24 protein-coding genes and 4 tRNA genes are annotated in these 25,422 nt (G+C 62.9%); 19 read left to right on the forward strand and 9 right to left on the reverse strand.

Features of this window, described 5'->3' with window-relative positions; all coding sequences use genetic code 11:
- Positions 1-192 precede the first annotated feature (192 nt).
- Complete coding sequence (gene folD, locus B2790_RS04675) at positions 193-1,047, reverse strand: bifunctional methylenetetrahydrofolate dehydrogenase/methenyltetrahydrofolate cyclohydrolase FolD (protein ID WP_025338415.1); 855 nt, start codon at positions 1,045-1,047, stop codon at positions 193-195.
- A 271-nt stretch (positions 1,048-1,318) separates the two neighbouring features.
- Here folD and B2790_RS04680 point away from each other — a divergent pair.
- The 4 genes from B2790_RS04680 to B2790_RS04695 all read left to right on the forward strand — a co-directional run bounded on the left by B2790_RS04680 (position 1,319) and on the right by B2790_RS04695 (position 1,769).
- Positions 1,319-1,395 (forward strand) — tRNA-Arg (locus tag B2790_RS04680).
- Between the two features lie 41 nt (positions 1,396-1,436).
- Positions 1,437-1,512, forward strand: a tRNA-His gene (locus tag B2790_RS04685).
- 52 nt (positions 1,513-1,564) lie between these two features.
- A tRNA-Leu gene (locus B2790_RS04690) sits at positions 1,565-1,649 on the forward strand.
- A gap of 44 nt (positions 1,650-1,693) precedes the next feature.
- Positions 1,694-1,769 (forward strand) — tRNA-His (locus B2790_RS04695).
- A gap of 72 nt (positions 1,770-1,841) precedes the next feature.
- Here the strand turns inward: B2790_RS04695 and B2790_RS04700 are convergent.
- Together B2790_RS04700 and B2790_RS04705 are read right to left on the reverse strand one after the other, a co-directional pair.
- The gene (locus B2790_RS04700; protein WP_133971000.1) at positions 1,842-2,144 is read right to left on the reverse strand and encodes an XRE family transcriptional regulator; all 303 of its coding nucleotides are present in this window, start codon (positions 2,142-2,144) and stop codon (positions 1,842-1,844) included.
- Positions 2,141-2,497, reverse strand: coding sequence for a type II toxin-antitoxin system RelE/ParE family toxin (locus B2790_RS04705; RefSeq protein ID WP_286918361.1), 357 nt, complete (start codon positions 2,495-2,497; stop codon positions 2,141-2,143). The genes B2790_RS04700 and B2790_RS04705 overlap by 4 nt, the downstream gene beginning before the upstream one ends.
- Before the next feature lie 206 nt (positions 2,498-2,703).
- Between B2790_RS04705 and B2790_RS04710 the strand changes: the two genes are divergently transcribed.
- From B2790_RS04710 to B2790_RS04740, 7 genes are all read left to right on the forward strand, one after another.
- Positions 2,704-3,003, forward strand: a complete 300-nt coding sequence (locus tag B2790_RS04710; protein ID WP_025338418.1) for a DUF6388 family protein — start codon at positions 2,704-2,706, stop codon at positions 3,001-3,003.
- A 247-nt stretch (positions 3,004-3,250) separates the two neighbouring features.
- Entirely contained in the window at positions 3,251-4,564 is a 1,314-nt protein-coding gene (tig, locus tag B2790_RS04715; protein WP_024086620.1) for a trigger factor, read from the forward strand.
- A 91-nt stretch (positions 4,565-4,655) separates the two neighbouring features.
- Positions 4,656-5,297, forward strand: coding sequence for an ATP-dependent Clp endopeptidase proteolytic subunit ClpP (gene clpP / locus B2790_RS04720; protein WP_003259400.1), 642 nt, complete (start codon positions 4,656-4,658; stop codon positions 5,295-5,297).
- A 108-nt stretch (positions 5,298-5,405) separates the two neighbouring features.
- The gene (gene clpX, locus B2790_RS04725) at positions 5,406-6,689 is read left to right on the forward strand and encodes an ATP-dependent Clp protease ATP-binding subunit ClpX (protein ID WP_025338419.1); all 1,284 of its coding nucleotides are present in this window, start codon (positions 5,406-5,408) and stop codon (positions 6,687-6,689) included.
- Positions 6,690-6,852: 163 nt separating this feature from the next.
- Complete coding sequence (gene lon, locus B2790_RS04730) at positions 6,853-9,249, forward strand: endopeptidase La (RefSeq protein WP_015269697.1); 2,397 nt, start codon at positions 6,853-6,855, stop codon at positions 9,247-9,249.
- Positions 9,250-9,401: 152 nt separating this feature from the next.
- Positions 9,402-9,674 carry an HU family DNA-binding protein gene (locus tag B2790_RS04735; RefSeq protein WP_003259401.1) on the forward strand — a complete coding sequence of 91 codons (273 nt, stop codon included), beginning with the start codon at positions 9,402-9,404 and terminating at the stop codon, positions 9,672-9,674.
- A 183-nt stretch (positions 9,675-9,857) separates the two neighbouring features.
- Positions 9,858-11,729 (forward strand): SurA N-terminal domain-containing protein, encoded by a 1,872-nt coding sequence (locus B2790_RS04740; RefSeq protein WP_025338420.1) that lies wholly within the window; start codon positions 9,858-9,860, stop codon positions 11,727-11,729.
- 177 nt (positions 11,730-11,906) lie between these two features.
- Here B2790_RS04740 and B2790_RS04745 read toward each other — a convergent pair whose 3' ends face one another.
- Positions 11,907-12,947, reverse strand: a complete 1,041-nt coding sequence (locus B2790_RS04745; protein WP_286918362.1) for a patatin-like phospholipase family protein — start codon at positions 12,945-12,947, stop codon at positions 11,907-11,909.
- A gap of 178 nt (positions 12,948-13,125) precedes the next feature.
- On the opposite strand from B2790_RS04745, the gene B2790_RS04750 reads away from it, so the two are divergent.
- The 3 genes from B2790_RS04750 (at position 13,126) to B2790_RS04760 (ending at position 15,076) form a co-directional block, all read left to right on the forward strand.
- Positions 13,126-13,404 carry a hypothetical protein gene (locus B2790_RS04750; RefSeq protein WP_003259403.1) on the forward strand — a complete coding sequence of 93 codons (279 nt, stop codon included), beginning with the start codon at positions 13,126-13,128 and terminating at the stop codon, positions 13,402-13,404.
- Positions 13,405-13,421: 17 nt separating this feature from the next.
- Positions 13,422-14,201, forward strand: coding sequence for a CHAD domain-containing protein (locus B2790_RS04755; protein ID WP_286918363.1), 780 nt, complete (start codon positions 13,422-13,424; stop codon positions 14,199-14,201).
- A 77-nt stretch (positions 14,202-14,278) separates the two neighbouring features.
- A complete protein-coding gene (locus tag B2790_RS04760) occupies positions 14,279-15,076 on the forward strand; it encodes an acyl-CoA thioesterase (protein WP_274078732.1) in 798 nt (265 codons plus the stop codon).
- 331 nt (positions 15,077-15,407) lie between these two features.
- On the opposite strand, the gene B2790_RS04765 is transcribed toward B2790_RS04760, so the two are convergent.
- From B2790_RS04765 to B2790_RS04775, 3 genes are all read right to left on the reverse strand, one after another.
- Positions 15,408-15,776 carry an Mpo1-like protein gene (locus B2790_RS04765; protein ID WP_038409214.1) on the reverse strand — a complete coding sequence of 123 codons (369 nt, stop codon included), beginning with the start codon at positions 15,774-15,776 and terminating at the stop codon, positions 15,408-15,410.
- A gap of 75 nt (positions 15,777-15,851) precedes the next feature.
- Positions 15,852-17,330, reverse strand: coding sequence for a methyl-accepting chemotaxis protein (locus B2790_RS04770; protein WP_025338425.1), 1,479 nt, complete (start codon positions 17,328-17,330; stop codon positions 15,852-15,854).
- A 217-nt stretch (positions 17,331-17,547) separates the two neighbouring features.
- Positions 17,548-18,345 carry a TatD family hydrolase gene (locus tag B2790_RS04775; RefSeq protein ID WP_286918364.1) on the reverse strand — a complete coding sequence of 266 codons (798 nt, stop codon included), beginning with the start codon at positions 18,343-18,345 and terminating at the stop codon, positions 17,548-17,550.
- A 158-nt stretch (positions 18,346-18,503) separates the two neighbouring features.
- Here B2790_RS04775 and B2790_RS04780 point away from each other — a divergent pair, with 158 nt between their 5' ends.
- From B2790_RS04780 to greB, 4 genes are all read left to right on the forward strand, one after another.
- A complete protein-coding gene (locus B2790_RS04780; protein WP_286918365.1) occupies positions 18,504-19,910 on the forward strand; it encodes a transglycosylase SLT domain-containing protein in 1,407 nt (468 codons plus the stop codon).
- Between the two features lie 113 nt (positions 19,911-20,023).
- On the forward strand, positions 20,024-20,461 hold the full coding sequence (locus B2790_RS04785) for a DoxX family protein (RefSeq protein ID WP_286918366.1): 438 nt from the start codon (positions 20,024-20,026) through the stop codon (positions 20,459-20,461).
- 223 nt (positions 20,462-20,684) lie between these two features.
- Positions 20,685-20,993, forward strand: a complete 309-nt coding sequence (locus B2790_RS04790; RefSeq protein ID WP_025338428.1) for a hypothetical protein — start codon at positions 20,685-20,687, stop codon at positions 20,991-20,993.
- A gap of 11 nt (positions 20,994-21,004) precedes the next feature.
- Positions 21,005-21,478, forward strand: a complete 474-nt coding sequence (gene greB, locus B2790_RS04795) for a transcription elongation factor GreB (RefSeq protein ID WP_286918367.1) — start codon at positions 21,005-21,007, stop codon at positions 21,476-21,478.
- Between the two features lie 126 nt (positions 21,479-21,604).
- Here the strand turns inward: greB and B2790_RS04800 are convergent, their stop codons facing one another.
- Entirely contained in the window at positions 21,605-24,112 is a 2,508-nt protein-coding gene (locus tag B2790_RS04800; RefSeq protein ID WP_286918368.1) for an ABC transporter permease, read from the reverse strand.
- The gene (locus tag B2790_RS04805) at positions 24,112-24,795 is read right to left on the reverse strand and encodes an ABC transporter ATP-binding protein (RefSeq protein WP_016714756.1); all 684 of its coding nucleotides are present in this window, start codon (positions 24,793-24,795) and stop codon (positions 24,112-24,114) included. Before B2790_RS04805 ends, B2790_RS04800 begins: the two co-directional genes overlap by 1 nt.
- Positions 24,796-24,805: 10 nt before the next feature.
- Here B2790_RS04805 and B2790_RS04810 point away from each other — a divergent pair, with 10 nt between their 5' ends.
- Positions 24,806-25,411 carry an arylesterase gene (locus B2790_RS04810; RefSeq protein ID WP_286918369.1) on the forward strand — a complete coding sequence of 202 codons (606 nt, stop codon included), beginning with the start codon at positions 24,806-24,808 and terminating at the stop codon, positions 25,409-25,411.
- The last annotated feature ends 11 nt before the right edge of the window (positions 25,412-25,422 follow it).

The raw sequence follows: 25,422 nt of genomic DNA on the forward strand, positions 1-25,422 counted from the left end.
GATACAGGATTCAGGCCACTGGCTAAAACTCTCCAACCTTTCGGGGGCAGTCCACGTACCCCACGCGTCTTGAGAGCGGCGCAGTACCTGTGGGAGCGGGCAAGCCCGCGAAGAGGCCGGTAAGCCCAGTGCATATTTTGCGGGCAAAAAAAACGACACCTGCCAGAGGTGCCGTTTTCATGTCACGCGGTATTACTTGTGCAGCTCTTCCGCCGCATACAGCGTGTTCTCCAGCAGGCATGCGCGGGTCATCGGCCCGACGCCGCCCGGCACCGGCGTGATCCAGCCGGCGCGCGGCAGGGCGGTCTCGTAGACCACGTCGCCGACCAGCTTGCCGTCTTCCTGGCGGTTGATGCCCACGTCGATGACGATGGCACCTTCCTTGATCCACTCACCCTTGACCAGGCCCGGCTTGCCTGCGGCCACTACCACCAGGTCGGCGCGGCCGACATGGCCGGGGAGGTCCTTGGTGAAGCGGTGGCAGACGGTCACGGTGCAGCCGGCCAGCAGCAGCTCCATCGCCATCGGGCGGCCAACGATGTTGGAGGCGCCGACGATGACCGCGTTCATGCCGTACAGGTCCTGGCCGGTGCTTTCCAGCAGGGTCATGATGCCCTTCGGCGTGCACGGGCGCAGCAGCGGGATGCGCTGGGCCAGACGACCGATGTTGTACGGGTGGAAGCCATCCACGTCCTTGTCCGGGCGGATGCGCTCGAGCAGCAGCGAGGCGTCCAGGTGCGCCGGCAGCGGCAACTGCAGCAGGATACCGTCGACGGCCGGGTCGTCATTGAGGCGGTCGATCAGCTCGGTCAGGGCCTGCTGCGTGGTTTCGCTGGGCAGGTCGAACGCCTGCGAAATGAAGCCGACCTCTTCGCAGTCCTTGCGCTTGTGCGAGACATAGACTTGGGAGGCGGGGTCGGTGCCGACCAGGATCACCGCCAGGCCCGGCGTACGCAGGCCTTGCTGGCGACGCTCCACGACACGTTGAGCGATCTGCTGGCGCAGGCTGGCGGCGATCGCCTTGCCATCGATTAGGTGTGCAGTCATAGACGCGTGATTAACCATCGAGAAGGAAACAATTAAAGAGGGCGCATTCTCGCACGACATGGGCCAAGGGCAAAGGCGGGTGGTCGGGCAAATCCCCTAAGCCCTTAAATAATTTAAATTTTTTTGAGAAAGGTGTTGACGACTATCAGGCCCGCCTATAAGATTCGCCGCACTTGTCGGGCACAGCCTAGCACTGGTTGGCTAAGTCGGGCAGAATGAGTGGTTTAGCAGTTACCTGTTAAGATCTCGTTCGGTTAGGCTTCAAGCTTAAGCGCCCGTAGCTCAGCTGGATAGAGCATCCGCCTTCTAAGCGGATGGTCGCAGGTTCGAGTCCTGCCGGGTGCGCCATTAGGCAGCTTTGGCAAGCAAGTAGGCTGTAATGCAATATGGTGGGCGTAGCTCAGTTGGTAGAGCGCTGGATTGTGATTCCAGTTGTCGTGGGTTCGATTCCCATCGTCCACCCCATATTCTTCAAAGGCGCCTCGATAGCATCTGGCGCCTTTGTTTTAAGCGTTACGCGGACGTGGTGAAATTGGTAGACACACTGGATTTAGGTTCCAGCGGCGCAAGCTGTAAGAGTTCGAGTCTCTTCGTCCGCACCATGCTTCTGTAAGGCTGTACCGCAACATCGCAAGACTGCAATATGGTGGGCGTAGCTCAGTTGGTAGAGCGCTGGATTGTGATTCCAGTTGTCGTGGGTTCGATTCCCATCGTCCACCCCATATTCTTCGAAGGCGCCTTGATCGTGAGATCGGGCGCCTTTTTGTTTTGCGCCCTGATCTGGCGCGCTGCGCTCAGGCGAGGGCAGGGCTGTTTTCCGGTATCAGGCGCACCTCTACGCGATGCCCGAGGGCGCGCGCTGCGCTGGCCAGGGTTGCCAGTGTCATGCCTGGGTCGTTCTGGTCGAGCGCCCGGTCAACCGCAGTGCGGCTGGTGTGCATGCGCTCGGCCAATGCCTTCTTGCTGATCTTCTGCGCTTTCATGGCCTCGGCGATCTGCCAGGCGATCACGCGCTTCAGGGCGGCTGCGGATACCTCCTCTGCAAGGTCCTCGCCTGCCAGGAAGTCGTCGAAGTCGGAGCCGATATGTGTGGTCATTGCTTGTGCCTCTTTATGGCGGCTTGGCGCTGCCTGGCGGCGGCCAGGTCCGGCGCTGATGTTTTCTGGCTCTTCTTGATGAAGCCGTGAAGCAGGACCATGGTGTTTCCATCCACGGTAAATAGAACCCGGGCGATCGTGTTCTCAAGGTTGACCCTGGCCTCCCATAGGCCTTTCCCGAGCTTCCTGACAATGGGCATGCCTAGCGGCCATCCGATTTGTATTGTCTTGATCTCGGTTCCAATCAGGTGTTTGTGGGTGCGGGGGAGTGAGGTCAACCATTCGCGTACAGGCTCATTGCCGGCTTCGGTGCGAAAGAAGCGGACATCTAGTGTTGTTGCGTTCCTGTCCATGGAAGTGTACCAAAAAAGGTGCTCCATTCAAGCGCAGGGCAATCGCTTGTGCCATAGCGTGTTTCCCGCAGTGCTGTAGGAGTGTTCGCCGGGTTGCAAATCAATCGATCCCGGCCCTTGCAATCCTCTGGTGACATCCCAATAAAAGCTGTTAGATTTCAGCCGGTTGAAACGCCGGCCCATTTGGCCGGCAGAGGAACAGCCCGATGATCGCAAAAGAAGCCCGTCAGGCCCTGGCGCTACAGCGCTTTGCCGAGGCCAACCCGCAGCTGCTCGAAGAGATCCGTGAGCTGGATGCCCGCGAGCAGGCCCAGCAGATCGAGTGGGCGTTCGAGGATGCGGCCGAGGAGCAGGGTATCCAGCCTTGGGAGCTGGCCCTGCAACTGATCGCCGAAACCCCCGAGCAACTGCAGGCCATGCGCCTGGAGACGCACCGCGAGGTAGCCGAGGCGCTGGGGATGGAGTGGGAGGAGTACTGCCAGTTCAACGAAATCGACCCTGAATAAAGGCATCGATTTCGTTCCTGGTAGTTGTTTGACAAGGTATTTCGGCTGTAGGGCGCCCCGGGCGTCGTGCGGCCCCCATTGAAGCAGGCCCGGCGTTCTGTCGTGCGGGCCTTGAAAGTTAATCGACCGGCGTGGTTTTCCGTCGTCCCGAGTGGGGTGACTTCTGCTGCGCGACTCACTAGAATGCTTGCCCTTGATTCTGGAGTCGGGCTAACGCCGGCTAACGTCTGTGCAACGAGGAATATCCATGCAAGTTTCTGTTGAAAACACTTCCGCTCTCGAGCGCCGCATGACCATCGCCGTTCCGGCCGAGCGCGTCGAGAACGAAGTCAACAAGCGTCTGCAACAGACTGCCAAGCGCGCCAAGGTTGCCGGCTTCCGCCCAGGCAAAGTGCCGATGAGCGTGATCCGTCAGCGTTTCGAAGCCGATGCCCGTCAAGAGGCTTTCGGTGACCTGGTCCAGGCATCCTTCTACGAAGCCATCGTCGAGCAGAAGCTGAACCCGGCTGGCGCCCCTGCGGTAGAGCCGAAGTCCTTCGAAAAGGGCAAGGACCTGGAATTCGTCGCCATCTTCGAAGTGTTCCCGGAGTTCACCGTTGGCGGCCTCGAGTCGATCAACGTCGAGCGCCTGAGCGCCGAAGTGGCTGACGCCGACCTGGACAACATGCTGGAAGTGCTGCGCAAGCAGAACACCCGCTTCGAGGCCGTCGAGCGCGCTGCGCAGAACGACGACCAGGTCAACATCGACTTCGTCGGCAAGGTCGACGGTGAAGTGTTCGCCGGTGGTTCGGCCAAGGGCACCCAGCTGGTACTGGGCTCCGGCCGCATGATCCCAGGCTTCGAAGACGGCCTGGTTGGCGCCAAGGCTGGCGAAGAGCGCGTTGTCAACGTGACCTTCCCTGAGGACTACCAGAACCTGGACCTGGCTGGCAAAGCCGCCGAGTTCACCATCACCGTCAACAGCGTTGCCGCTCCTGTGCTGCCAGAGCTGAACGAAGAGTTCTTCGCCCAGTTCGGCATCAAGGAATCGACCCTGGAAGGCTTCCGCACCGAAGTTCGCAAGAACATGGAGCGTGAACTGCGCCAGGCCATCAAGGCCAAGGTGAAGAACCAGGTCATGGACGGTCTGCTGGCTGCCAACCCGATCGAAGTGCCGAAGGCCCTGCTGGAAAACGAAGTCAACCGTCTGCGCGTGCAGGCTGTTCAGCAGTTCGGTGGCAACATCAAGCCTGAGCAACTGCCGGCCGAGCTGTTCGAAGAACAAGCCAAGCGCCGTGTGGTCCTGGGCCTGATCGTGGCCGAAGTGGTCAAGCAGTTCGAGCTGAAGCCGGACGAAGGCAAGGTTCGCGAAATGATCGAAGAAATGGCTTCGGCTTACCAAGAGCCTGAGCAGGTCATCGCCTGGTACTACAAGAACGACCAGCAACTGAACGAAGTCCGTTCGGTTGTGCTGGAAGAACAAGTTGTAGATACTGTTCTGCAGAAAGCGACTGTGACCGACAAGTCGGTCTCGTACGAAGATGCCGTTAAACCAGCACAGGCTCCAGCCGCCGCTGAGTAACAGGCTTCTCTCGTAGGAAACCCCCACAAGCCAGCCTTCGAGCTGGCTTGTGCGTATTCAAGCCATGACTATTTGGGAGTGAGCGCAGGACATGTCCCGCAATTCTTATATTCAGCAGAGCTCTGACATCCAGGCCGCAGGCGGCCTGGTCCCGATGGTTATCGAGCAGTCCGCCCGTGGCGAACGCGCTTACGACATCTACTCGCGCCTGTTGAAGGAGCGTGTGATCTTCCTGGTTGGCCCGGTAGAGGACTACATGGCCAACCTCGTCGTCGCGCAACTGCTGTTCCTTGAAGCGGAAAACCCGGACAAGGATATCCATCTGTACATCAACTCGCCGGGCGGTTCCGTCACCGCCGGCATGTCGATCTACGACACCATGCAGTTCATCAAGCCGGACGTCTCGACCATCTGCATCGGCCAGGCCTGCAGCATGGGCGCCTTCCTGCTGGCTGCAGGTGCCAAGGGCAAGCGTCACTGCCTGCCGAACTCGCGCGTGATGATCCACCAGCCGCTGGGCGGCTTCCAGGGTCAGGCCACCGATATCGAGATCCACGCCCAGGAAATCCTCAATATCAAGGCCCGCCTGAACGAGCTGCTGGCCTACCATACCGGCCAGGATCTCGAGACCATCAAGCGCGACACCGAACGTGACAACTTCATGAGCGCCTCGCGCGCGGCCGAGTACGGCCTGATCGACTCGGTCTACGACAAGCGGCAACTGGCCTCCTGAACCGGGGTGCCAGAGCAGGTAGGCGCGGAAAGCGCCTACCTGCGGACTTGAAAAAGCCCGCAATTGCCTTCATCTTGTGTTGCAAGCCTACCGGATTGGATCGATCGAATGACTGACACCCGTAACGGCGAGGACAGCGGCAAATTGCTTTATTGCTCCTTCTGCGGCAAAAGCCAGCACGAAGTGCGCAAACTGATTGCCGGGCCCTCGGTATTTATCTGCGACGAGTGCGTCGACCTGTGCAACGACATCATCCGTGAGGAGGTGCAGGAAGCCCAGGCCGAGAGCAGCGCGCACAAATTGCCTTCGCCGAAAGAAATCAGCGGTATCCTGGACCAGTACGTCATTGGTCAGGAACGCGCGAAGAAGGTGCTTGCCGTAGCGGTGTACAACCACTACAAGCGCCTGAACCAGCGTGACAAGAAGGGTGACGAAGTCGAACTCGGCAAGAGCAACATCCTGCTCATCGGGCCAACCGGCTCGGGCAAGACCCTGCTCGCCGAAACCCTTGCACGCCTGTTGAACGTACCGTTCACCATTGCTGACGCCACCACCCTGACCGAAGCCGGTTACGTGGGTGAGGACGTCGAGAACATCATCCAGAAGCTGTTGCAGAAGTGCGACTACGACGTGGAAAAGGCCCAGATGGGCATTGTCTACATCGACGAGATCGACAAGATTTCGCGCAAGTCGGACAACCCGTCCATCACCCGTGACGTCTCGGGCGAGGGCGTGCAGCAGGCACTGCTGAAGCTGATCGAAGGCACCGTGGCCTCGGTTCCGCCGCAGGGCGGCCGCAAGCACCCGCAACAGGAATTCCTGCAGGTCGATACCCGCAACATCCTGTTCATCTGCGGTGGCGCCTTCTCGGGCCTGGAAAAGGTCATCCAGAACCGCTCCACCAAGGGTGGCATCGGTTTTGGCGCCGAAGTACGCAGCAAGGAAGAGGGCAAGAAGGTTGGCGAGTCCCTGCGTGAGGTCGAGCCGGACGATCTGGTCAAGTTTGGCCTGATCCCGGAATTCGTCGGCCGCCTGCCGGTACTGGCAACCCTCGACGAACTGGACGAGGCTGCGCTGATGCAGATCCTCACCGAGCCGAAGAACGCCCTGACCAAGCAGTATGCCAAGCTGTTCGAGATGGAAAGCGTCGACCTCGAGTTCCGCAGCGATGCGCTCAAGGCCGTGGCGCGCAAGGCCCTGGAGCGCAAGACCGGCGCCCGTGGCCTGCGTTCGATCCTCGAAGGCGTGCTGCTCGACACCATGTACGAGATTCCTTCGAAGAAGGATGTCAGCAAGGTGGTGATCGACGAGAGCGTCATCGATGGCACCTCGCAGCCGCTGATGATCTACGAGAACAGCGAGCCGCAAGCCAAGGCCGCACCGGACGCCTGATCCAGGCAATGGCCGGTTGACGGTTGCAAGCAAGAAGGGGCCTACGGGCCCCTTTCTGCTTTTCCTGCGCTAGCGCTTGTAATTTCCCAAGCGTGCCCCCACATTAGGTCCAAGCATCATTTCCACCGGTTTCCGGCCATAAGGCCGCTGTAGAGGCGAAATCATGAAGACCACCCTCGACTTGCCTCTTTTGCCATTGCGCGATGTCGTTGTTTACCCGCACATGGTCATCCCGCTGTTCGTGGGGCGCGAAAAGTCCATCGAAGCCCTTGAGGCGGCGATGACGGGCGAAAAGCAGATCCTCCTGCTGGCCCAGAAAAACCCGGCCGACGATGATCCGGGCGAAGACGCCCTGTACCGCGTCGGTACCGTTGCCACCGTGCTGCAATTGCTGAAACTGCCCGATGGCACCGTAAAGGTGCTGGTCGAGGGCGAGCAGCGTGGCGCCGTGGAGCGTTTCAGCGAAGTAGAAGGGCACATCCGTGCCGAAGTTTCCCTGATTGACGAAGTCGACGCCGCCGAGCGCGAGTCGGAAGTGTTCGTGCGCACGCTGCTGTCGCAGTTCGAGCAGTACGTGCAGCTGGGCAAGAAAGTCCCTGCCGAAGTGCTGTCGTCGCTGAACAGCATCGAAGAGCCAGGGCGCCTGGTCGATACCATGGCCGCACACATGGCCTTGAAGATCGAGCAGAAACAGGAAATTCTCGAAATCGTCGACCTGCCGACCCGTGTCGAGCACGTACTGGCGCTGCTGGATGCCGAAATCGACCTGCTGCAGGTCGAAAAGCGCATTCGCGGTCGGGTCAAGAAACAGATGGAGCGCAGCCAGCGCGAGTACTACCTGAATGAGCAGATGAAGGCCATTCAGAAAGAGCTCGGCGATGGCGACGAAGGCCACAACGAAGTCGAAGAGCTGAAAAAGCGCATCGAAGCCGCTGGCCTGCCCAAGGACGCACTGGCCAAGGCCCAGGCCGAGCTGAACAAGCTCAAGCAGATGTCGCCGATGTCGGCCGAGGCCACCGTGGTCCGGTCCTACCTCGACTGGCTGGTGCAGGTGCCGTGGAAGGCCCAGAGCAAGGTGCGCCTGGACCTGGCCAAGGCCGAGGAAATCCTCGATGCGGACCACTACGGCCTGGAAGAGGTCAAGGAACGCATCCTCGAGTACCTTGCCGTGCAAAAGCGCGTCAAGAAGATCCGCGGGCCGGTACTGTGCCTGGTCGGCCCACCTGGCGTCGGCAAGACCTCGCTGGCCGAGTCGATCGCCGCTGCCACCAACCGCAAGTTCGTGCGCATGGCCCTGGGTGGTGTGCGTGACGAGGCCGAGATCCGTGGTCACCGCCGTACCTACATCGGTTCCATGCCTGGCCGCCTGATCCAGAAGATGACCAAGGTGGGGGTGCGCAACCCGCTGTTCCTGCTGGACGAAATCGACAAGATGGGCAGCGACATGCGTGGCGACCCGGCTTCGGCACTGCTCGAAGTGCTCGACCCGGAGCAGAACCACAACTTCAACGACCACTACCTGGAGGTCGACTACGACCTCTCGGACGTGATGTTCCTGTGCACCTCGAACTCGATGAACATCCCGCCGGCGCTGCTCGACCGGATGGAAGTCATCCGCCTGCCGGGCTACACCGAGGACGAGAAGATCAACATCGCGGTCAAGTACCTGGTGCCCAAGCAGGTCAAGGCCAACGGCTTGAAGAAGGACGAGCTGGAAGTCGACGTCTCGGCGATCCGCGACATCATCCGCTTCTACACCCGCGAAGCCGGTGTGCGTGGCCTGGAGCGGCAAATCGCCAAGGTCTGCCGCAAGGTGGTCAAGGAACATACCGGGCAGAAGCAGGTCAAGGTCAAGGTGGCCAGCGAGCAGCTGGAACACCTGCTGGGCGTGCGCAAGTTCCGCTACGGCCTGGCCGAGCAGCAGGACCAGATCGGCCAGGTTACCGGCCTGGCCTGGACCCAGGTGGGCGGCGAACTGCTGACCATCGAAGCCGTGGTCATCCCCGGCAAGGGCCAGCTGATCAAGACCGGCTCGCTGGGCGACGTCATGGTCGAGTCGATCACCGCCGCGCAGACCGTGGTGCGCAGCCGTGCCCGCAGCCTGGGTATCGCCGCCGACTTCCACGAGAAGCACGACGTGCATATCCACATGCCGGAAGGCGCCACGCCGAAGGACGGCCCAAGTGCCGGTATCGGCATGTGCACCGCGCTGGTGTCGGCGCTGACGCAGATTCCGGTACGTGCCGATGTGGCCATGACCGGCGAAATCACCCTGCGTGGCCAGGTGCTGGCCATTGGCGGGTTGAAGGAAAAACTGCTGGCGGCACACCGTGGCGGGATCAAGACGGTGATCATTCCCGAGGAGAATGTTCGCGATCTGAAGGAGATTCCGGAAAATATCAAACAGGATCTGCAGATCAAACCGGTCAAATGGATTGACGAAGTCCTGCAAATTGCGCTGCAATACGCCCCGGAGCCCTTGCCAGATGTGGCTCCGGAGATTGTCGCGAAAGATGAAAAGCGCGACGGCGATGCTAAGGAAAGAATTAGCACGCACTAGTAGTTTTTGGCTGGGGGGCTTTCCTTGACAGTTTTTTCGGGGCCTTGCTATAAAGCGGCACGCTATTGTCATCAGGCCACCCAGCGCACGTTTCATAAGCTTTTCATTACATACTTAGAAACAAACTCAATAGAGAAATAAGGGGACTTAGAGTGAACAAGTCGGAACTGATTGACGCTATCGCCGCATCTGCTGACATCCCGAAAGCTGTAGCCGGCCGTGCGCTGGACGCAGTCATCGAATCCGTCACCGGCGCCCTGAAGCAAGGTGACGATGTGGTACTGGTTGGTTTCGGTACCTTCTCGGTCAAGGAGCGTGCAGAGCGCACCGGCCGCAACCCGCAAACCGGTAACGCGATCAAGATCGCTGCCGCCAAGGTTCCAGGCTTCAAGGCTGGCAAAGGCCTGAAAGACGCCGTCAACTAAGTCGTCTCTTTCAGCCGGACCCGGCCTGGCCAGGTCCGAGCACGGTGATGGCGGGGCGCAAACGTTCCCGCCTGACACGTTTGCTAAGAAAAGGCGCATCCTCGGATGCGCCTTTCTTTTATCAGGTTTCTACCCACGCTCCGCGGTTGTCGACGCAGTGGTACAGCCGTTTCTGGGGGACGCATGCTGCAAAATATCAGGGACAATTCACAAGGTTGGATTGCCAAGACCATCATCGGCCTTATCGTCGTGTTGATGGCGTTGACCGGCTTCGAAGCCATTTTCCAGGCCGCCACACATAGCCAGGACGCCGCCAAGGTGAACGGCCAGACCATCAGCCAGAACGAGCTGAGCCAGGCGGCCGACATGCAGCGCCGTCAGCTGATGCAACAGTTGGGCAAGGATTTCGACCCGGCGCTGCTGGACGACAAATTGCTGCGTGAAGAGGCACTGAAAGGCCTGATCAGCCGCAAGCTGCTGCTGCAAGGCGCCGAAGATGCCAAATTCGCCTTCTCCGAGGCCGCGCTGGATCAAGTGATCCTGCAGACGCCGGAATTCCAGGTGGACGGCAAGTTCAGTGCCGACCGTTTTGACCAGGTCATTCGCCAGATGGGCTATGGCCGCATGCAGTTCCGCGACATGCTCGCCGAGGAAATGCTTATCGGCCAGCTGCGCACCGGCCTGGCCGGCAGCAGCTTCGTCACCGACCAGCAGGTCGATGCGTTTGCCCGCCTCGAGAAGCAGACCCGTGACTTCGCTTCCCTGACCTTCAAGGCCGACCCGGCCGCGGTCAAGGTCAGCGATGAAGAGATCAAGGCGCACTACGACCAGCACGCCAAGGAGTTCATGTCGCCAGACCAGGTGGTGATCGACTACATCGAGCTGAAGAAGTCGGTGTTCTTCGATCAGGTCAAGGTGACCGACGAAGAGCTCAAGGCCCAGTACGAGAAGGAAATCGCCAACCTCGCCGAGCAGCGCCATGCCGCGCACATTCTCATCGAGGTCAACGACAAGGTCACCGACGCCCAGGCCAAGGCCCGCGCCGACGAGATCGAGCAGCGTCTGGCCAAGGGTGAAGACTTTGCCGCGCTGGCCAAGGAGTTCTCCCAGGACCCGGGTTCGGCCAACAGTGGCGGTGACCTTGGCTTCGCCGGCCCGGGCGTTTACGACCCGGCGTTCGAAGATGCGCTGTACAAGTTGCAGGATGGCCAGGTCTCGGCGCCGGTGCGCACCGAGTTCGGCTACCACCTGATCAAGCTGCTGGGCGTGCAGGCACCGGAAGTGCCGAGCTTCGCCAGCCTGAAGGACAAGCTGACCCGTGACCTGAAGATCCCGTTGGTCGAGCAGCGTTACGTAGATGCCAGCAAGCAGCTGCAGGATGCCGCCTACGAGGCTTCCGACCTGGCCCAGCCGGCCCAGGACCTGAACCTGAAGGTGCAAACCTCCGCAGCCTTCGGCCGCGAGGGTGGTGAAGGCATCACTGCCAACCGTTCGGTCGTGCAGGCCGCATTCTCCGAAGAAGTGCTGGAGGAGGGTGCCAACAGCACCGCCATCGAGCTCGACCCGGAAACCACCGTGGTACTGCGCGTCAAGGAGCACCGCAAGCCTGAGCAGCTGCCGCTGGAAGCCGTGGCCAAGAACATCAGCGAGCACCTGGCCAAGGAGAAGGCGACTGCCGAGCTCAAGGCCAAGGCGGACAAGCTGATTGCCGGCCTGCGTGACGGTTCCATCGCAGCGGGCAGTGTGCACGAAGGGCAGGGCTGGAAGGCCTATGAAGCAGTTACCCGCGGCGAGGACGGTATCGACCCGGCCGAGCTGCAGGCACTGTTCCGCCTGGGCAAGCCACAAGCCAAGGACAAGCCGGTTTATGGCAGCGTCGTGCTGCGTGACGGTAGCCTGGTGGTACTGCAGCTCAAGGGTGTCAACGAAGGCGCTACTGCCACGGACGAAGAGAAGCAGCAGATCCGCCGCTACCTCGCGTCGCGTGCTGGCCAGCAAGACTTCGCGGCGTACCGCAAGCAGCTGGAAGCCAAGGCAGACATCACCCGTTACTAAGGTGATAGATGCATGAACGAACAGGCCGCCCAGTGCGGCCTGTTTCGTTTCTGCTGCCTGTTCCGGCCTCATCGCCGGCAAGCCAGCTCCCACAGGTATCACACTTGCCTCAAGCATTGCGGGGTATCTGTGGGAGCTGGCTTGCCGGCGATGAGGCCATTACAGGCAGTACAAGGCCTAGCGTTTCACCCCTTCATGGTTATCCAGCGTATCCCGCGCAATCTCTCGCCCCAGGGCAATCAGCTCCGGCGCCTTGTAGAACTCGAAAAACCGGCACACCCGTTTGGGCACGTTGATCAGTACATCCGGCGGATAGCCGGCGATCTTGTACTGCGCCAACGAGGTCTGCATGACCTCGAAGCTCTGGTTGATCAAGTCCAGCAGCGAAGCGGGCCCCACGTTGTCGATGATGAACGAGCCGGTCGCCGACTTCGGTGCGCCTTCGCGCTCCGGCGCCGCCGCCGGTTGATGGCCTTCCGGGTTGGCGGCATCGGCCAGCCATGGGTTTGGCGGCGCAAGCCCTTCGGCGACGATTTCCTGCTCGATGCGGATCAGCTCCTCCGCCGGCTTGCGCCGGAACGGCAAGCGCGAGCCCAGCGAACTGAGCAGGGCATCGAAACGCATCTTGAACGCTGCCGGGCGTTCGATCACCGGTAACTGGTACTGCTTCTGGTTGGTGGCGTTGAGGTTGACCGCGATGATCAGGTCGCAGTGGCTGGACACCACCGGCACGATCGGCAGCGGGTTGAGGATGCCGCCGTCGACCAGCATGCGGTTGCCTTGCATCACCGGGGTGAACAGGCTGGGGATGGCCGCCGAGGCGCGCATGGCCTGGTGCAGGCAGCCCTCCTGGAACCAGATTTCCTGCTGGTTGGTGAGGTCGGCTGCAACCGCCGTGTAGGGGATGCGCAATTGCTCGATGTTGATCTCGCCGACGATCTTGCGGATTTGCCCGAACACCTTGTCGCCGCGAATTGCGCCGAGGCGAAAGCTGACATCGACCAGGCGCAACACATCCAGGTAGTCGAGGCTCTCGATCCAGTTGCGGTAGTCTTCCAGCTTGCCGGCGGCATAGATGCCGCCGATCACCGCGCCCATGGAGCAGCCGGCGATGCAGGCAATGTCGTAGCCACGGCGCTCGATTTCCTCGATCACCCCGATATGTGCATACCCCCGGGCTCCGCCGGATCCCAGTACCAGTGCCACGCGTTTGCTCATGAACATTCCCCGGCCAGTGCATCCATGGTCCTACAATGCACCCATCGCCACCTGTGCTTCAATGTGCATCGCGCTGAGCTACTGTAATAAAACTGGCTGGGCCAAGCGGGCTGGGCAGGGCACTTTTCAGCTGCCGAGGCGTCAAAAAGCCAACGTTTTTTCTTTTGAGGTATTACCGATGAAAGCCTGGATCTGCCTTCCCTTGATCGCCTTGGCCCTTGCTGGCTGCGCGGGCAAGACGGCCTACCGCGAGAGTTGCGCGACCCAACTGGATGCCGCCTGGAAGGAACTGGACCTGGCCAAGGCCGAAGGCTTTGCCGGTGCCGTGAGCTACTCCAAGGCCTTGTCGTTGCTGACCGGGGCCAAGACCCAGCAGCAGTTCGAAGGTTATGAAAGCTGTACCAGAAAAGCCGAAAAGGCCCGTTTCTATATTCGTGAGTCTCGCGCCGGGCGCTGACCAAGGAGCGTCTTTCGATGTCTGCCATGCTCGATCATGTGGTTGCCCAGATAGTGGCCTTGCAGGTGCGCCTGCTGGCCTGCCGCGAGCGCCTGGCTGCCGATACCGACAGTGAGGCCTTGCATGACCTGCGCACCACCCTGCGGCGCCTGCGCAGCCTGCTGCGGCCGCTGCGTGGGCTGCCGGGGGTGGAGCAACTGGAGGACGCCGCCAAGTCGTTGGGTACACTGACCACGCCGTTGCGTGACCGTGAGGTGCTGGCGGCCGAACTGATCGGGCGTGGTTTTGCCGAGGCCGGGCAGCGGCGCCTGGAAGGGCGTGGCAGTACCTTTGCCAGTGTTGCCGCCAGCCCGCAGCTGACCCGGGTGCTGGCGATTGTCGACGCGTTTCCGCTGTTCCTGCGTGCAGCTGGCCGCGAGGGCCTGGTCAAGGGGTTGGAAAAGCGTATCGACAAACGCTTGGTCAAACAGTGGCGCAAGTTGCACAAAGCGCTGCAGGACCCGGCCCACGACCGCCACCGCCTGCGTTTGCTGATCAAGCGTGCGCGCTACGGTGATGAGGCATACCCGCAGCTCGACCATGCGGGCAAGCAGTTGCGGCGCTTGCTGAAGCAGGCCCAGGGCGACCTGGGTGACTGGCATGACCGCCTGCAATGGCTGTTGCAGGCGCGCGACCATGCCGACCTGGCACCGTGCAAGGCCGCCTGGGAGCAGAAGTTGCACGAGGCCGAGCGCCATTCGGATGTGACGCTGGATGCACTGCAGCAGGCGCTGGCGCGGCGAAAGCCCGAAAAATGACCGATATGCGGGCTGATCGACAGGGGTTTGCTGGCTAGGATGGACAGACCTTTTTCGCTGCAGGCAGGAGCCGGCCAATGAATTTCAACCAACTGCTTGACGCCGTGCGGGCCAACCCCGAAGCGGTGAGCGTCCCGCCAAGCTGGGCCCAGGGTCGCGCCGCCTTTGGCGGGCTTATGGCGGCCATGGTGTATGAAGCCATGCGCCAGAAAATCTCCGATGACCGCCCCGTGCGTTCGCTGGCCATCAGCTTTGTGGCGCCGGCCGCGGCGGATGTGCCAATCCGCTTCGACGTGGAGGTGCTGCGTGAAGGCAAGGCAGTCAGCACCTTGCTGGGCCGTGCCGTTCAAGACGGCCAGGTGGTGACCCTGGTGCAGGGCAATTTCGGTGCGGGGCGGCCATCGGTGGTCGATGTGCCGGCGTTGCCGGCCACGGAAATGAAAGCGCTCGAAGACGCAGCCCCCGAGTTGCCCCATATCAAAGGCGTTACTCCGGAGTTCATGCAGCATGTGGCCTTGCGCTGGGCAGTGGGTGGGTTGCCGTTCAGTGGCAATCAGTCGCGCCAGATGGGCGGCTGGGTACGTTTGCGCGGGGTGGAGGAAGAGCCGGTCAACGAGGCGCACCTGCTGGCGTTGGTCGATGCCTGGCCACCGAGCCTGATGCCGTTTCTCAAGCAGCCGGCTGCCGGCAGTACGTTGACCTGGACCATCGAATTCATGCAGCCCACGGCGCAGCTGTCGACCCTGGACTGGTGCCGTTATTGCGTGGAAACCGAGCATGCGCGGGATGGTTACGGGCACGCTGCCGCTGCGTTGAGGACGGCGCAGGGCGAGTTGCTGGCCTTGAGTCGGCAGACGGTTACCGTGTTTGCCTGACCGAACCCGGGAGCGCGTTGCGCTCCAATGGCGACACAAGGCCGCTCTCATGGAACAACACATAAATCATTGATTTAGCAGGGCCCCTGTGGGAGCGGGCGTGCCCGCGAAACGGCCAACGCGATGTATGGCACCGGCTCCGCCGGTGTTCGCGGGCATGCCCGCTCCCACAAGGGACTGTGACTCGCTTTCGAACATTGTTCCCTGTGCGACAGCGCAGCCCAAAGCGCTGGGCAATCTCCCACAGGGATCGCGTAAATTTCAGGACATGCGCGGTTCTTGTGGGAGCGGCCTTGCGTCGCGATTGGGCTGCAGAGCAGCCCCAATGGCATCAGCGCCGATGCTTGTGTCGTTCCCGCCAGGCCTTCCACCAGGCCCCGCTCAGCAAGAAGCGCGGAAAGGTGATGAACTGCTCGGTCAGCAGGCGTTGCACGGCATCCTTGCGGTTGGCGAAGGGCTCGGGTTGCTCGGCTTCCAGGCGATGGCCCTGGCGCTGCAGGCCCAGGCCGGCAATCAAGGCAATGATGCCAACGGCAATCTGGCCCAGATCCAGGCCGAACAGGCCGGACAGAATCAGCAACGCGCCAAGGATGAACAACGGCACGGCGATCAGGTGCAGCACCAGGTTGGTCGGGTGGCGGTGGTTGTGGTGGTAGCCGCGCCATTGCCAGGCGGGCAGGTTGGGCAGGCGTTTGCTCATGGGCATTTCCTCTCGGTCATGCCCAAAGCTTAGTGCGCCCCCCAGGCGGGGGCCAATCGAGGCTGGCTATGGTGACTATAGCTTGAGCTGGCCAATGGCCTTGTTCAGTTCACCGGCCAGGGTCGCCAGTTCGCTGCTGGTGGTCGCCGAGCCCACGGTCTGTTGCACGGTCTGTTCGGTGACATCGCGAATACTCACCACGGCGCGGTTCATTTCTTCGGCCACCTGGCTTTGCTGCTCGGCTGCCACCGCAATCTGGGTGTTGCTTTCGCGCATCTGCGCCACGGCACCGGTAATCTCGGCCAGTGCTTCGCCGGCCTCCTGGGCCTGCCTGACGCAGTCGTCGGCCTTGTACGAGCTTTCCTGCATGAAATCCACTGCATCGCGGGTGCCCGACTGCAGGGCCGAGACCATGGTGGTGATCTCGTCGGTGGAGTTTTGCACGCGCTTGGCCAGGTTGCGCACTTCATCGGCCACCACGGCAAAGCCGCGGCCCAGGTCGCCGGCACGCGCTGCTTCGATGGCGGCATTGAGCGCCAGCAGGTTGGTCTGTTCGGCGATGCTGTGGATCACACTGACCACGCCGTTGATCTTCTGGCTGTCTTCGGCCAGCTGGCGAATCATCTCGGCAGTTTGCTGAACGCCGCTGGACAGCCCGGAAATCGAGTCCTGCACCCGGCTGACCACCTCCTGGCCACTACCGGCCAGGGTGTCGGCGGTTTGTGACAGGTCACGGGTGGCGCCGGCGTGCTGGGCGATGTGGTGCACCGTCGCCGACATTTCGTTGATGGCGGTAGCGGCCTGGTCGGTCTCGCTCTGTTGGCCGAGCATGCCGTGGCGCACGTCGCTCATGCTCGCCGCCAGGCGCGCCGCACCGGAGTCCAGTTGCGCTGCGGTGTGGGCGACGGTACTGACCACGCGGTGGTAGGTCGCCTGCATGGCATTGAAGGCCCCGGCCATCTGGCCGACCTCGTCGCCACAGGCCAGCGGTACGCGGGCCGACAGGTCGCCGGTTTTTTCCACGTGCAGCATCACGTCCTTGAGCGTGTTGAGCTGGCTGAGCAGGAAGCGGATCAGCAGCTGCGAGGCGCCGAGCATGGCCAGCATCAGGACCAGCACGCATACCGCGTAGTTGCTGAAGCGGTCGAGGAACACCTGGCGCAGGCTGGGCGACTGGGCCAGCACGGCCATTTGCTGATCGCCATTGCGCAGCACCTGCGCGCCCTGTAGCGGGTTGTTGCCCAAGAGCCGGGCGGCGGGCAGTTCGACCCAGCCTTGGGCATTGCGCAGGGCCTCGAGGGGTTCACCCGCGAAGGTGGGCGTTTGCCCGGCTGACCAGCTGATGACGTTGGCCGGGCGGGGCAGCGGCTGGCCGGCCGGCCAGGCAGCCAGCAGTTGGGCCTGCGCGGCCGCCTGGGCCTGCGCGGCCTCGGCGCGGGCGCGTTGCTCCAGGTGCACGGCATAGAGCACCAGCAGCAAGGTCGTGACAAAGGCCACCGCGTTGACGGCCCAGAATTTGTACTTCAGGGAAACATTGCTAAGCCAGGCACCCATGGGCAGGTCTTCTCTGAGTTGAGCGGGAACAATATTGGCAAGGTGCCATCATTGTGCCTGCGCAAGCCAGGACCTTTCTTGATGTGCATCAAGAAAATTCCGCCGCCTGTAATGGCCCTATCGCCCGCAAGCCAGCTCCCACCTCGACTGCATCGGCCTCGAGCCATGCGCTCCCCCCTGTGGGAGCTGGCTTGCCGGCGATAGGGCCATTACAGCTTCAGGATATCTGGAAAAACGCCCGCGCCGTTGCCGTGGTATGCGCCGCCGTCTGTTCGGTCGACTCGCCCCGGTGCAAGGCCACTTCACGCAACACCTCCGGCAGGAACGCTGGTTCGTTGCGCCCGTTCTTCGGCTTGGGCCGCAGGCTGCGCGGCAGCAGGTAAGGCGCATCGCTCTCCAGCATCAGCCGCCCCTCGGCAATGTTGCCCACCAGCGGGTGCAGGTGGGTGCCACGGCGTTCGTCGCAGATCCAGCCGGTAATACCGATGTGCAGGTCCATGTCCAGGTAGGCGAACAGCGCGTCGCGCTCGCCGGTAAAGCAGTGCACCACTGCGCCGGTCAGGTGGTCGCGGTAATCCTTGAGGATCGCCAGCAGGCGTTCGCTGGCGTCGCGTTCGTGCAGGAACACCGGCAGACGCAGCTCGGCAGCCAGTGCCAACTGTGCCTCCAGGGCTTTTTCCTGCAGCGGGCGAGGGGAGAAGTCGCGGTTGAAGTCCAGGCCGCATTCGCCCACGGCGCGCACGCGTGATTCATTCAGCAACTGGCGCAACTGGCGCTCGCTGTCGGCATCCCAGGTTTTGGCATCATGAGGGTGTACCCCTGCCGTGGCGAACAGGTGCGCGCCGCTCGCATCCAGTTGCTGGCACAGCTCCAGCGCCTGTTCGCTGACCGCCAGGCTGGTGCCCGTCAGCACCATCTGCGTGACCCCGGCCTCAAGGGCGCGCTCGACGATTGCCGCCTGCTGGTCGTGGAAACTGCTGTTGGTCAGGTTGACGCCGATATCGATCAGTTGCATGGTGCTATCTCGTGCCGCGGGGCGGCCAGCATAGCAAAAACCGTGTTTTTCTGAAAAAACCAAGAACTTCATGCTGTTGCCGTGGTCTTTTACCGTCATTTCTCTCTTGGCGGTGCAACCCCATGGATGCCGCCCACCGACCACGGACACGTTTTCGCATGCAGCGATGCTGGCTCATTTTCCTGCTGACGCTTGGGCTGACCTTGACCGGGCCTGCCCACGCGCGCGTGCCGGGACCGCAGCAGAACATCGCGCCGGCCAAGGTCCGTGACCTGCAACAGATTCGCACCAGCCAGGTGCTGCGGGTGCTGGTCAACCAGAGCCGCAACAGCTCCGGTGAGGTCAAGGGCGAGCCGGTCGGTATCGAATACTATCGCCTGCGTGCCCTGGAACATTACCTCAATGCCCGCGCCGCCGACGGCCAGGAGATCCAGCTCAAGCTGATCCCGCGGGCCAAGGAGCAGTTGCTCGGCGCCCTGGCCCGTGGCGAGGGTGACCTGGCCGCGCCGGGTGAACTGCTCGACCCCGCCGTGGTGCGTGGGCTCAGCAGCAGCGCGCCAGTGCTCGACCAGGTGCCGCTGCAGCTGGTAGGGCGCAAGGGCGAGCGCAGCTTCAGCCATGTCGAGCAGCTGTCCGGGCGTACCGTGGCCCTGACCAGCGCCAGTGCCGCCGGCCCGTTGATCCAGCAGGTCAACCAGCAGCTGGCGCTGCGCAAGCGCGCGCCGATCAAGGTGGAGTGGGTCGACTCGACCTTGGCGGTGGAGGATGTGCTGGAAATGGTCCAGGCCGGCATCTATCACCTGACCGTGGTCGAGCAGCCGATCGCCCGGCGCTGGGCCCGGGTGATGCCGCGCCTGCGCCTGGACAGCCGCGTAAAACTAGGGGCGCCGCAAGCCATGCGTTGGTATGTGAGGCCCGATGCGCCGCAGTTGCAGGCCACGGTCGATCGCTTTCTGCAGGGCTACCGCGCGCCGGACAACCAGGACGCCGCGTTCGAGCGCATCTACCGCCGCCAGTACCGGGTGCACGACCCATTGGCCAGCAAGAATCGCCAGCGTCTGACCGCGCTGCGGCCGGTGCTGCAGAAACACGGTGAGGCGCAGCAGATCGACTGGCTCAACCTGGCCGCGCTGGCCTTCAAGGAGTCGACGCTCAACCCGGCCGCGCGCGGCACCGGAGGGGCCCATGGCCTGATGCAGATCACCCCTTCGGCGGCGCAGCGCGTGGGGGTGAGCAACACCGCCACGGTGGATGGCAATGTCCAGGCCAGCGCGCGTTATCTGGCGCTGATCCGGCGCAAGTTCTTTGCCAGCGCCAAGATCAACGAGCGCGAGCGCATGGCCTTCGTGCTGGCGGCCTACAACCTGGGCCCCGAGCGCGTCCAGGCCATGCGCGCCGAAGCGCGGCGGCGCGGGCTGAATGGCGACCAGTGGTTCTTCCAGACCGAACGTATCGCCATGGAGCAGGTGGGCATGGGGCCAGTCAACTTCGTCAATAGCGTCAACAAGTACTTTGTAGCGTACAACCGGGAGCGTGCCGCGCTGGAGCGTGTGGCTAAGCGCTGACAAATCGATTTTGTCGATTGTTATGTTGGGTTTTTTGCGATTTTCATATCTATCTAATCGATTATGATGGCGCCCATCCCAACACAACTTCCCCGCTTCAAGGAGTCTTCGACATGAACAACGCTACCCTCAACGCTCTGTTCTCCACCCGCGCCGGTGCTGGCCTGAGCGTCATCCGTATCCTGGTCGGCATCATCTTCATTGCGCATGGTGCGCAAAAACTGTTCGGCATGTTCGGTGGCTATGGCCTGGAAGGCACCGGCCAGTGGATGGAGAGCATCGGCCTGGCCCCGGGTTACCTGATGGCCCTGTTGTCCGGTAGTGCCGAGTTCTTCGGCGGCCTGGCCCTGGTGATCGGCCTGCTTGCCCGCCCGGCGGCCCTGGTGCTGGCGGTGACCCTGGTGGCGGCGATCCTCTCGGTGCACATCGGCAACGGCCTGTTCATGTCCAACAACGGCTATGAGTTCGGCCTGGCCCTGCTGGCTGGCACCGTCGCGGTACTGATCGAAGGCGCTGGCCGCTTCTCGCTGGACCGCCTGATCGCCCGCTGATACACCGCAAATGCCAAGATACAAGCCTCAGGCCGATCACTTTCGGCTTGAGGCTTGTATCTTGCCGCTTGTAGCTCTAGCATACCGTCTGCGCCGATTTAAACAGCTACTTGCGGGGCGCAGGAAAGCCCCTCTCTGGGTCATCCGAAATACCGCTAAAGCGCTGGTTCGGTGACGCCTCCCGCCGCTGCCCAGCGGGATTCGCGAGGCGGAGAGAAGCTCCATGAGTTGCCCACGTACCAGTGTCTGTTTGAGCCCCTTGCCTGCCAGCCAGGCGTCCCGCACACCGCGCATCCTGCTCGGCGGCCAGCATCAACCCACTCTTTTACGTCACCTTGAAGGCCTGTCCCGGCGCAAGGGCCAGGCGCGTGCATTTCTGATCCAGTTCGCCGATACCGGCTGCCACCTCGCACAGTATGGCAATGACCGTTTCGACCTGGCCGTGATCCAGGCCCCGGCACCGGACGAGGCCGCCGAAATCATCGGCCACCTCACCCGTATCGCGCGCCAAGGCCTGATTACCCGCCGCTGAGGAGCGCGCTGTTGAGTACCAACATCATCACCACGGAAGGCCATGAGGCGCTGAAGAAAGAACTGGACCACCTGTGGCGGGTATACCGCCCGGAGATTACCCAGAAGGTTACCTGGGCGGCATCGCTGGGCGACCGCAGCGAGAATGCCGACTACCAGTACAACAAGAAGCTGCTGCGCGAGATCGACCGCCGGGTGCGTTACCTGCGCAAGCGTCTTGAAGATGTGAAGGTGGTGGCCTACTCGCCGCAGCAGGAGGGCAAGGTGTTTTTCGGTGCCTGGGTGGAGATCGAGAACGACGAGGGCGAGACCATGAAGTTTCGCATTGTCGGGTATGACGAGATCTATGGGCGCAATGACTACATCTCGATCGACTCACCCATGGCTCGTGCCTTGCTGAAGAAGGAGGAGGGTGATGAGGTGGTGGTGCACACACCTACCGGTGAAGCGACCTGGTATGTGAACAGCATCCGCTACGGGCAGTGATGTGATGTTGCCTGTGCCGGCCTCTTCGCGGGCTTGCCCGCTCCCACAGGTTCACCACAGTACTTGAAACCTGTGTCGGACCTGTGGGAGCGGGCAAGCCCGCGAAGAGGCCGGTGCAGGCTGTCATCAACTCTCGCGTAAGACCGCCAACGGGCTGGCATTCAACGCCCGCCGCGTCCCCAGCACCCCCGCACCACCTACCAGCAGCGCCCCTGCCAGCGGCAACAGCAGCAACCACACATGCGGGCTCCATTGCAGGTCAAAGGCATAGCGGTACAGCACCAGGGTAATCAGCTCGCACCCGACCGCCGCCAGCAAGCCGCTGGCCGCACCCAGCAAGCCGAACTCGATCCGCCGCGCCTTGACCAGCAATGGTCGCGCCGCGCCCAGCGCACGCAGCAAGGCGCCCTGGCGGATGCGCTCGTCCAGCGTCGCCTGCAAGCCAGCGAACAGCACCGCCAACCCGGCTGCCAGCACGAACAGCAACACATACTCCACCGCCAGGGTCACCTGGGCGAGAATGCTGCGCAGCTGATCGAGCAAGGCGTCCACCTGCAGGATGGTCACTGCCGGAAATGCCCGTGACAGCGCCACCACATCCAGGTCATGGCCCGGTGCCAGATAGAAGCTGGTCAGGTAGGTGGTCGGCAGCCCCTGCAACGTGCCGGGCTGGAAGATCATGTAGAAGTTCGGCTGGAAGCTGTCCCAGTGCACGCTGCGCAGGCTGCTGACCCGGGCCTGGCGCTGCTGGCCGCCGATGTCGAAGGTCAGCAGGTCGCCCAGTTGCAGCTTCAGGCTGCTGGCCAGTTCCGCCTCCACCGACACACCGGGGATTTCATCTTCGGCGGGCAACGCCTGCCACCAGTTGCCGCCCGTCAGTGCATTGCCTTCGGGCAGTTCGGCTGCCCAGGTCAGGCTGAGGTCGCGCTGCACGGCGCGCTCGCCTGCCGAATCCTTGCTGACCACCTGCTGCACCGGTTGCTCGTTGATGCGCACCAGGCGGCCGGGTGTCACCGGGTACAGCGGTGCCGAGGTGGCATTGACCTGCTGCAGGTGTTGGGCGAAGGGCTCACGGTCATCCGGCAGGATGTTCAGGGCGAAATGGTTGGGTGCATCCTTGGGCAGCTGCGCTTGCCAGGTGTCGAGCAGTTCCGCGCGCAGCAGCGCGACCAGGGCCATGGCCAGCAGGATCAGGCCGAAGGCCAGGGCCTGGCCGGCAGCGGCCATGGGGTGGCGCAGCAGTTGGCCCAGCCCCAGGCGCCAGGTCAGTGGTGCCCCGGCCAGCAATTGGCGCAGGCTGCGCAAACCGAGCAGCAGCAGGCCACCGAGCAGCAGCGCGGCGACCAGGCCGCCACCGAGCAGGGCAAAGGTGAGCAGCAGGTCGAGGCTCAGGCGCCACATGATCAGGCCCAGGGCGAACAGGGCCGCGCCGTACACCAGCCAGCTGCTGGGCGGTATCGGCAGCAGGTCGCGGCGTAGCACGCGCAGCGGCGGCACCTGGCCCAGCGCGGCAATTGGCGGCAGGGCGAAGCCGGCCAGGGCCACCAGCCCGGTAGCGATGCCGGCCAGGGCCGGGACGATGCCGCCTGCAGGCACCACGCTTGGCAGCAGGCCATGCAGCAGGCGGAACAGGCCCAGTTGGGCCAGCCAGCCGAGCAGGGCGCCGGCCAGCGCGGCGACCAGGCCGAGCATGGCCAATTGCAGGCAGTACAGGACCAGTGCCTGGCGGCGCGAAAGGCCCAGGCAGCGCAGCAGGGCGCTGGCGTCCAGGCGGCGTAAGGCATAGCGGCTGGCCGACAGGGCCACGGCGACGCCTGCCAGCAGCACCGCCACCAGGCTGGCCATGTTCAGGTAGCGCTCGGCCTTGCCCAAGGCGCCGCCGACCTGCTGGTTGCCATCGCGGGTGTCGCGCAGGCGCTGGTTGGCGGCCAGGTCCTTTTTCAACGCCCCGCGGTACTGGGCCAACGCTTCGGCATCGCCGCGCCACAGGTCGCGGTAGGTGACCCGGCTGCCCGGTTGGATCACGCCGGTGGCCTGCAGGTCGGCCAGGTTCATCATTACCCGTGGGGTAAGGCTGTAGAAGTTGTTGGCGCGGTCCGGTTCGTAGGTCAGTACGCGGCTCATGCGCAGCGTCTTCATGCCCACGTCGATGCTGTCGCCAACCTTCAGCCCCAGTGCCGCCAACAGGCGTGGCTCGACCCATGCTTCGCCAGGTGCCGGGCCGCCGCCCGGGGTTTCTGCGGCATAGGGCTCCGCGGCACTGCGCACTTGCCCGCGCAACGGGTAGGCACCATCGGCAGCCTTGACGCTGGACAGCTGGATACCGTTGTCGCCGCCGACCACGCTGGTGAACTCGACCACCTGGGCGTGGCGCAAGCCAAGCGCCTTGCCGGCTTCTGTCTGCTGGTCGCGGGCCGGGGCACTGCCCTGCAGTACCAGGTCGGCACCGAGGAACTCGCTGGCGCGCAGTTGCATGGCGCCGTTGAGGCGGGCACCGAAATAGCCGATGGCAGTGCTGGCCGCGACCGCTACCAGCAGGGCGAAGAACAGCACGCGCACTTCGCTGGCGCGAATGTCGCGCAGCAACTGGCGCAGGGCCAGGCCGCACAGGCGGGACAGCGGCATGTGGTTCATCAGGCCTCCACCGGGGCCACCAGGCGGCCCGCATCCAGGCGGATCTGGCGGCGGCAGCGCCGGGCCAGGCGTTCGTCATGGGTAACCAGCACCAGGGTGGTGCCGCGTTCCTTGTTCAGTTCGAACAACAGGTCGCTGATGCGCTCGCCGGTGTGGCTGTCGAGGTTGCCGGTGGGTTCGTCGGCGAACAGCACCGCAGGTTGCGCGGCGAAGGCACGGGCAATGGCCACCCGTTGCTGTTCGCCGCCCGAAAGCTGGCGCGGGGTGTGGCTCAGGCGCTTGCCCAGGCCGACCCGTTCGAGCAGGGTGCGCGCGTGTTCGCGGGCGTCGCGGCGGCCATCCAGCTCCAGCGGCAGCATCACGTTTTCCAGGGCGTTGAGGCTGTCGAGCAGCTGGAACGACTGGAACACGAAGCCCACATGTTCGGCGCGCACCCGCGCGCGCTGGTCTTCATCCAGCGGCCCCAGGTCGTGGCCAGCGAGGATGACCTTGCCGGCGCTGGGCTGGTCGAGGCCGGCGAGCAGGCCGAGCAGGGTCGACTTGCCCGAGCCCGAGGCGCCGACGATGGCCAGGCTGTCGCCCTGGGCCAGGTCGAGGGACAGCGCGTGCAGGATGGTCAGGTCACCTTCCGCGCTGGGGACCACTTTGCTAAGGTTCTGCGCAACGAGAATGCTGGGGCCCATGGAGAATCCGATGCGAGTGTGGTGGTTGAGTGCCGGTCTGGCCCTGTATTGCCTGGCCCAGAGCGCGGCGGCGGGAACACTGCTGGTTGTCGGCGATAGTATCAGCGCCGGTTTTGGCCTGGATACCCGCCAGGGCTGGGTCTCCCTGTTGCAGACCCGCCTGCGGGACGAAGGTTTCGACGACAAAGTGGTCAATGCATCGATCAGCGGCGACACCAGTGCAGGTGGCCAGGCGCGGCTGCCGGCGCTGCTTGCAGCGCACAAGCCGAGCCTGGTGGTGCTGGAGCTGGGTGGCAACGATGGCCTGCGCGGGCAGTCGCCAGCGCAATTGCAACAAAATCTTGCCTCAATGATTGAAAGTTCGCGCAAGGTCGGTGCCAAGGTGGTGCTGCTGGGCATGCGCCTGCCACCCAATTATGGCGTGCGCTACACCACCGCCTTCGCCCAGGTGTATGAACAGCTGGCAGCAGAAAAACAGGTGCCGCTGGTGCCGTTTTTCCTCGAGGGGGTAGGGGGCGTGCCTGAGTTGATGCAGGCGGATGGCATTCACCCGGCCCAGGCTGCCCAGCAGCGCCTGCTGGAAAATGCCTGGCCGGCGATAAAACCCTTGCTGTGAAGCTTTAAACG

Source organism: Pseudomonas sp. UBA6753, from assembly GCF_002453565.1.
GTDB lineage: Bacteria > Pseudomonadota > Gammaproteobacteria > Pseudomonadales > Pseudomonadaceae > Aquipseudomonas > Aquipseudomonas putida_Z.

What these genes read in the sequence shown, in the direction of transcription:
- folD (WP_025338415.1), bottom strand. Translation starts at nt 1,047, where the DNA reads ATGACTGCACACCTAATCGATGGCAAGGCGATCGCCGCCAGCCTGCGC.
- B2790_RS04700 (WP_133971000.1), bottom strand. Translation starts at nt 2,144, where the DNA reads ATGACCACACATATCGGCTCCGACTTCGACGACTTCCTGGCAGGCGAG.
- B2790_RS04705 (WP_286918361.1), bottom strand. Translation starts at nt 2,497, where the DNA reads ATGGACAGGAACGCAACAACACTAGATGTCCGCTTCTTTCGCACCGAA.
- B2790_RS04710 (WP_025338418.1), top strand. Translation starts at nt 2,704, where the DNA reads ATGATCGCAAAAGAAGCCCGTCAGGCCCTGGCGCTACAGCGCTTTGCC.
- tig (WP_024086620.1), top strand. Translation starts at nt 3,251, where the DNA reads ATGCAAGTTTCTGTTGAAAACACTTCCGCTCTCGAGCGCCGCATGACC.
- clpP (WP_003259400.1), top strand. Translation starts at nt 4,656, where the DNA reads ATGTCCCGCAATTCTTATATTCAGCAGAGCTCTGACATCCAGGCCGCA.
- clpX (WP_025338419.1), top strand. Translation starts at nt 5,406, where the DNA reads ATGACTGACACCCGTAACGGCGAGGACAGCGGCAAATTGCTTTATTGC.
- lon (WP_015269697.1), top strand. Translation starts at nt 6,853, where the DNA reads ATGAAGACCACCCTCGACTTGCCTCTTTTGCCATTGCGCGATGTCGTT.
- B2790_RS04740 (WP_025338420.1), top strand. Translation starts at nt 9,858, where the DNA reads ATGCTGCAAAATATCAGGGACAATTCACAAGGTTGGATTGCCAAGACC.
- B2790_RS04745 (WP_286918362.1), bottom strand. Translation starts at nt 12,947, where the DNA reads ATGAGCAAACGCGTGGCACTGGTACTGGGATCCGGCGGAGCCCGGGGG.
- B2790_RS04750 (WP_003259403.1), top strand. Translation starts at nt 13,126, where the DNA reads ATGAAAGCCTGGATCTGCCTTCCCTTGATCGCCTTGGCCCTTGCTGGC.
- B2790_RS04755 (WP_286918363.1), top strand. Translation starts at nt 13,422, where the DNA reads ATGTCTGCCATGCTCGATCATGTGGTTGCCCAGATAGTGGCCTTGCAG.
- B2790_RS04760 (WP_274078732.1), top strand. Translation starts at nt 14,279, where the DNA reads ATGAATTTCAACCAACTGCTTGACGCCGTGCGGGCCAACCCCGAAGCG.
- B2790_RS04765 (WP_038409214.1), bottom strand. Translation starts at nt 15,776, where the DNA reads ATGAGCAAACGCCTGCCCAACCTGCCCGCCTGGCAATGGCGCGGCTAC.
- B2790_RS04770 (WP_025338425.1), bottom strand. Translation starts at nt 17,330, where the DNA reads ATGGGTGCCTGGCTTAGCAATGTTTCCCTGAAGTACAAATTCTGGGCC.
- B2790_RS04775 (WP_286918364.1), bottom strand. Translation starts at nt 18,345, where the DNA reads ATGCAACTGATCGATATCGGCGTCAACCTGACCAACAGCAGTTTCCAC.
- B2790_RS04780 (WP_286918365.1), top strand. Translation starts at nt 18,504, where the DNA reads ATGCAGCGATGCTGGCTCATTTTCCTGCTGACGCTTGGGCTGACCTTG.
- B2790_RS04785 (WP_286918366.1), top strand. Translation starts at nt 20,024, where the DNA reads ATGAACAACGCTACCCTCAACGCTCTGTTCTCCACCCGCGCCGGTGCT.
- B2790_RS04790 (WP_025338428.1), top strand. Translation starts at nt 20,685, where the DNA reads ATGAGTTGCCCACGTACCAGTGTCTGTTTGAGCCCCTTGCCTGCCAGC.
- B2790_RS04800 (WP_286918368.1), bottom strand. Translation starts at nt 24,112, where the DNA reads ATGAACCACATGCCGCTGTCCCGCCTGTGCGGCCTGGCCCTGCGCCAG.
- B2790_RS04805 (WP_016714756.1), bottom strand. Translation starts at nt 24,795, where the DNA reads ATGGGCCCCAGCATTCTCGTTGCGCAGAACCTTAGCAAAGTGGTCCCC.
- B2790_RS04810 (WP_286918369.1), top strand. Translation starts at nt 24,806, where the DNA reads ATGCGAGTGTGGTGGTTGAGTGCCGGTCTGGCCCTGTATTGCCTGGCC.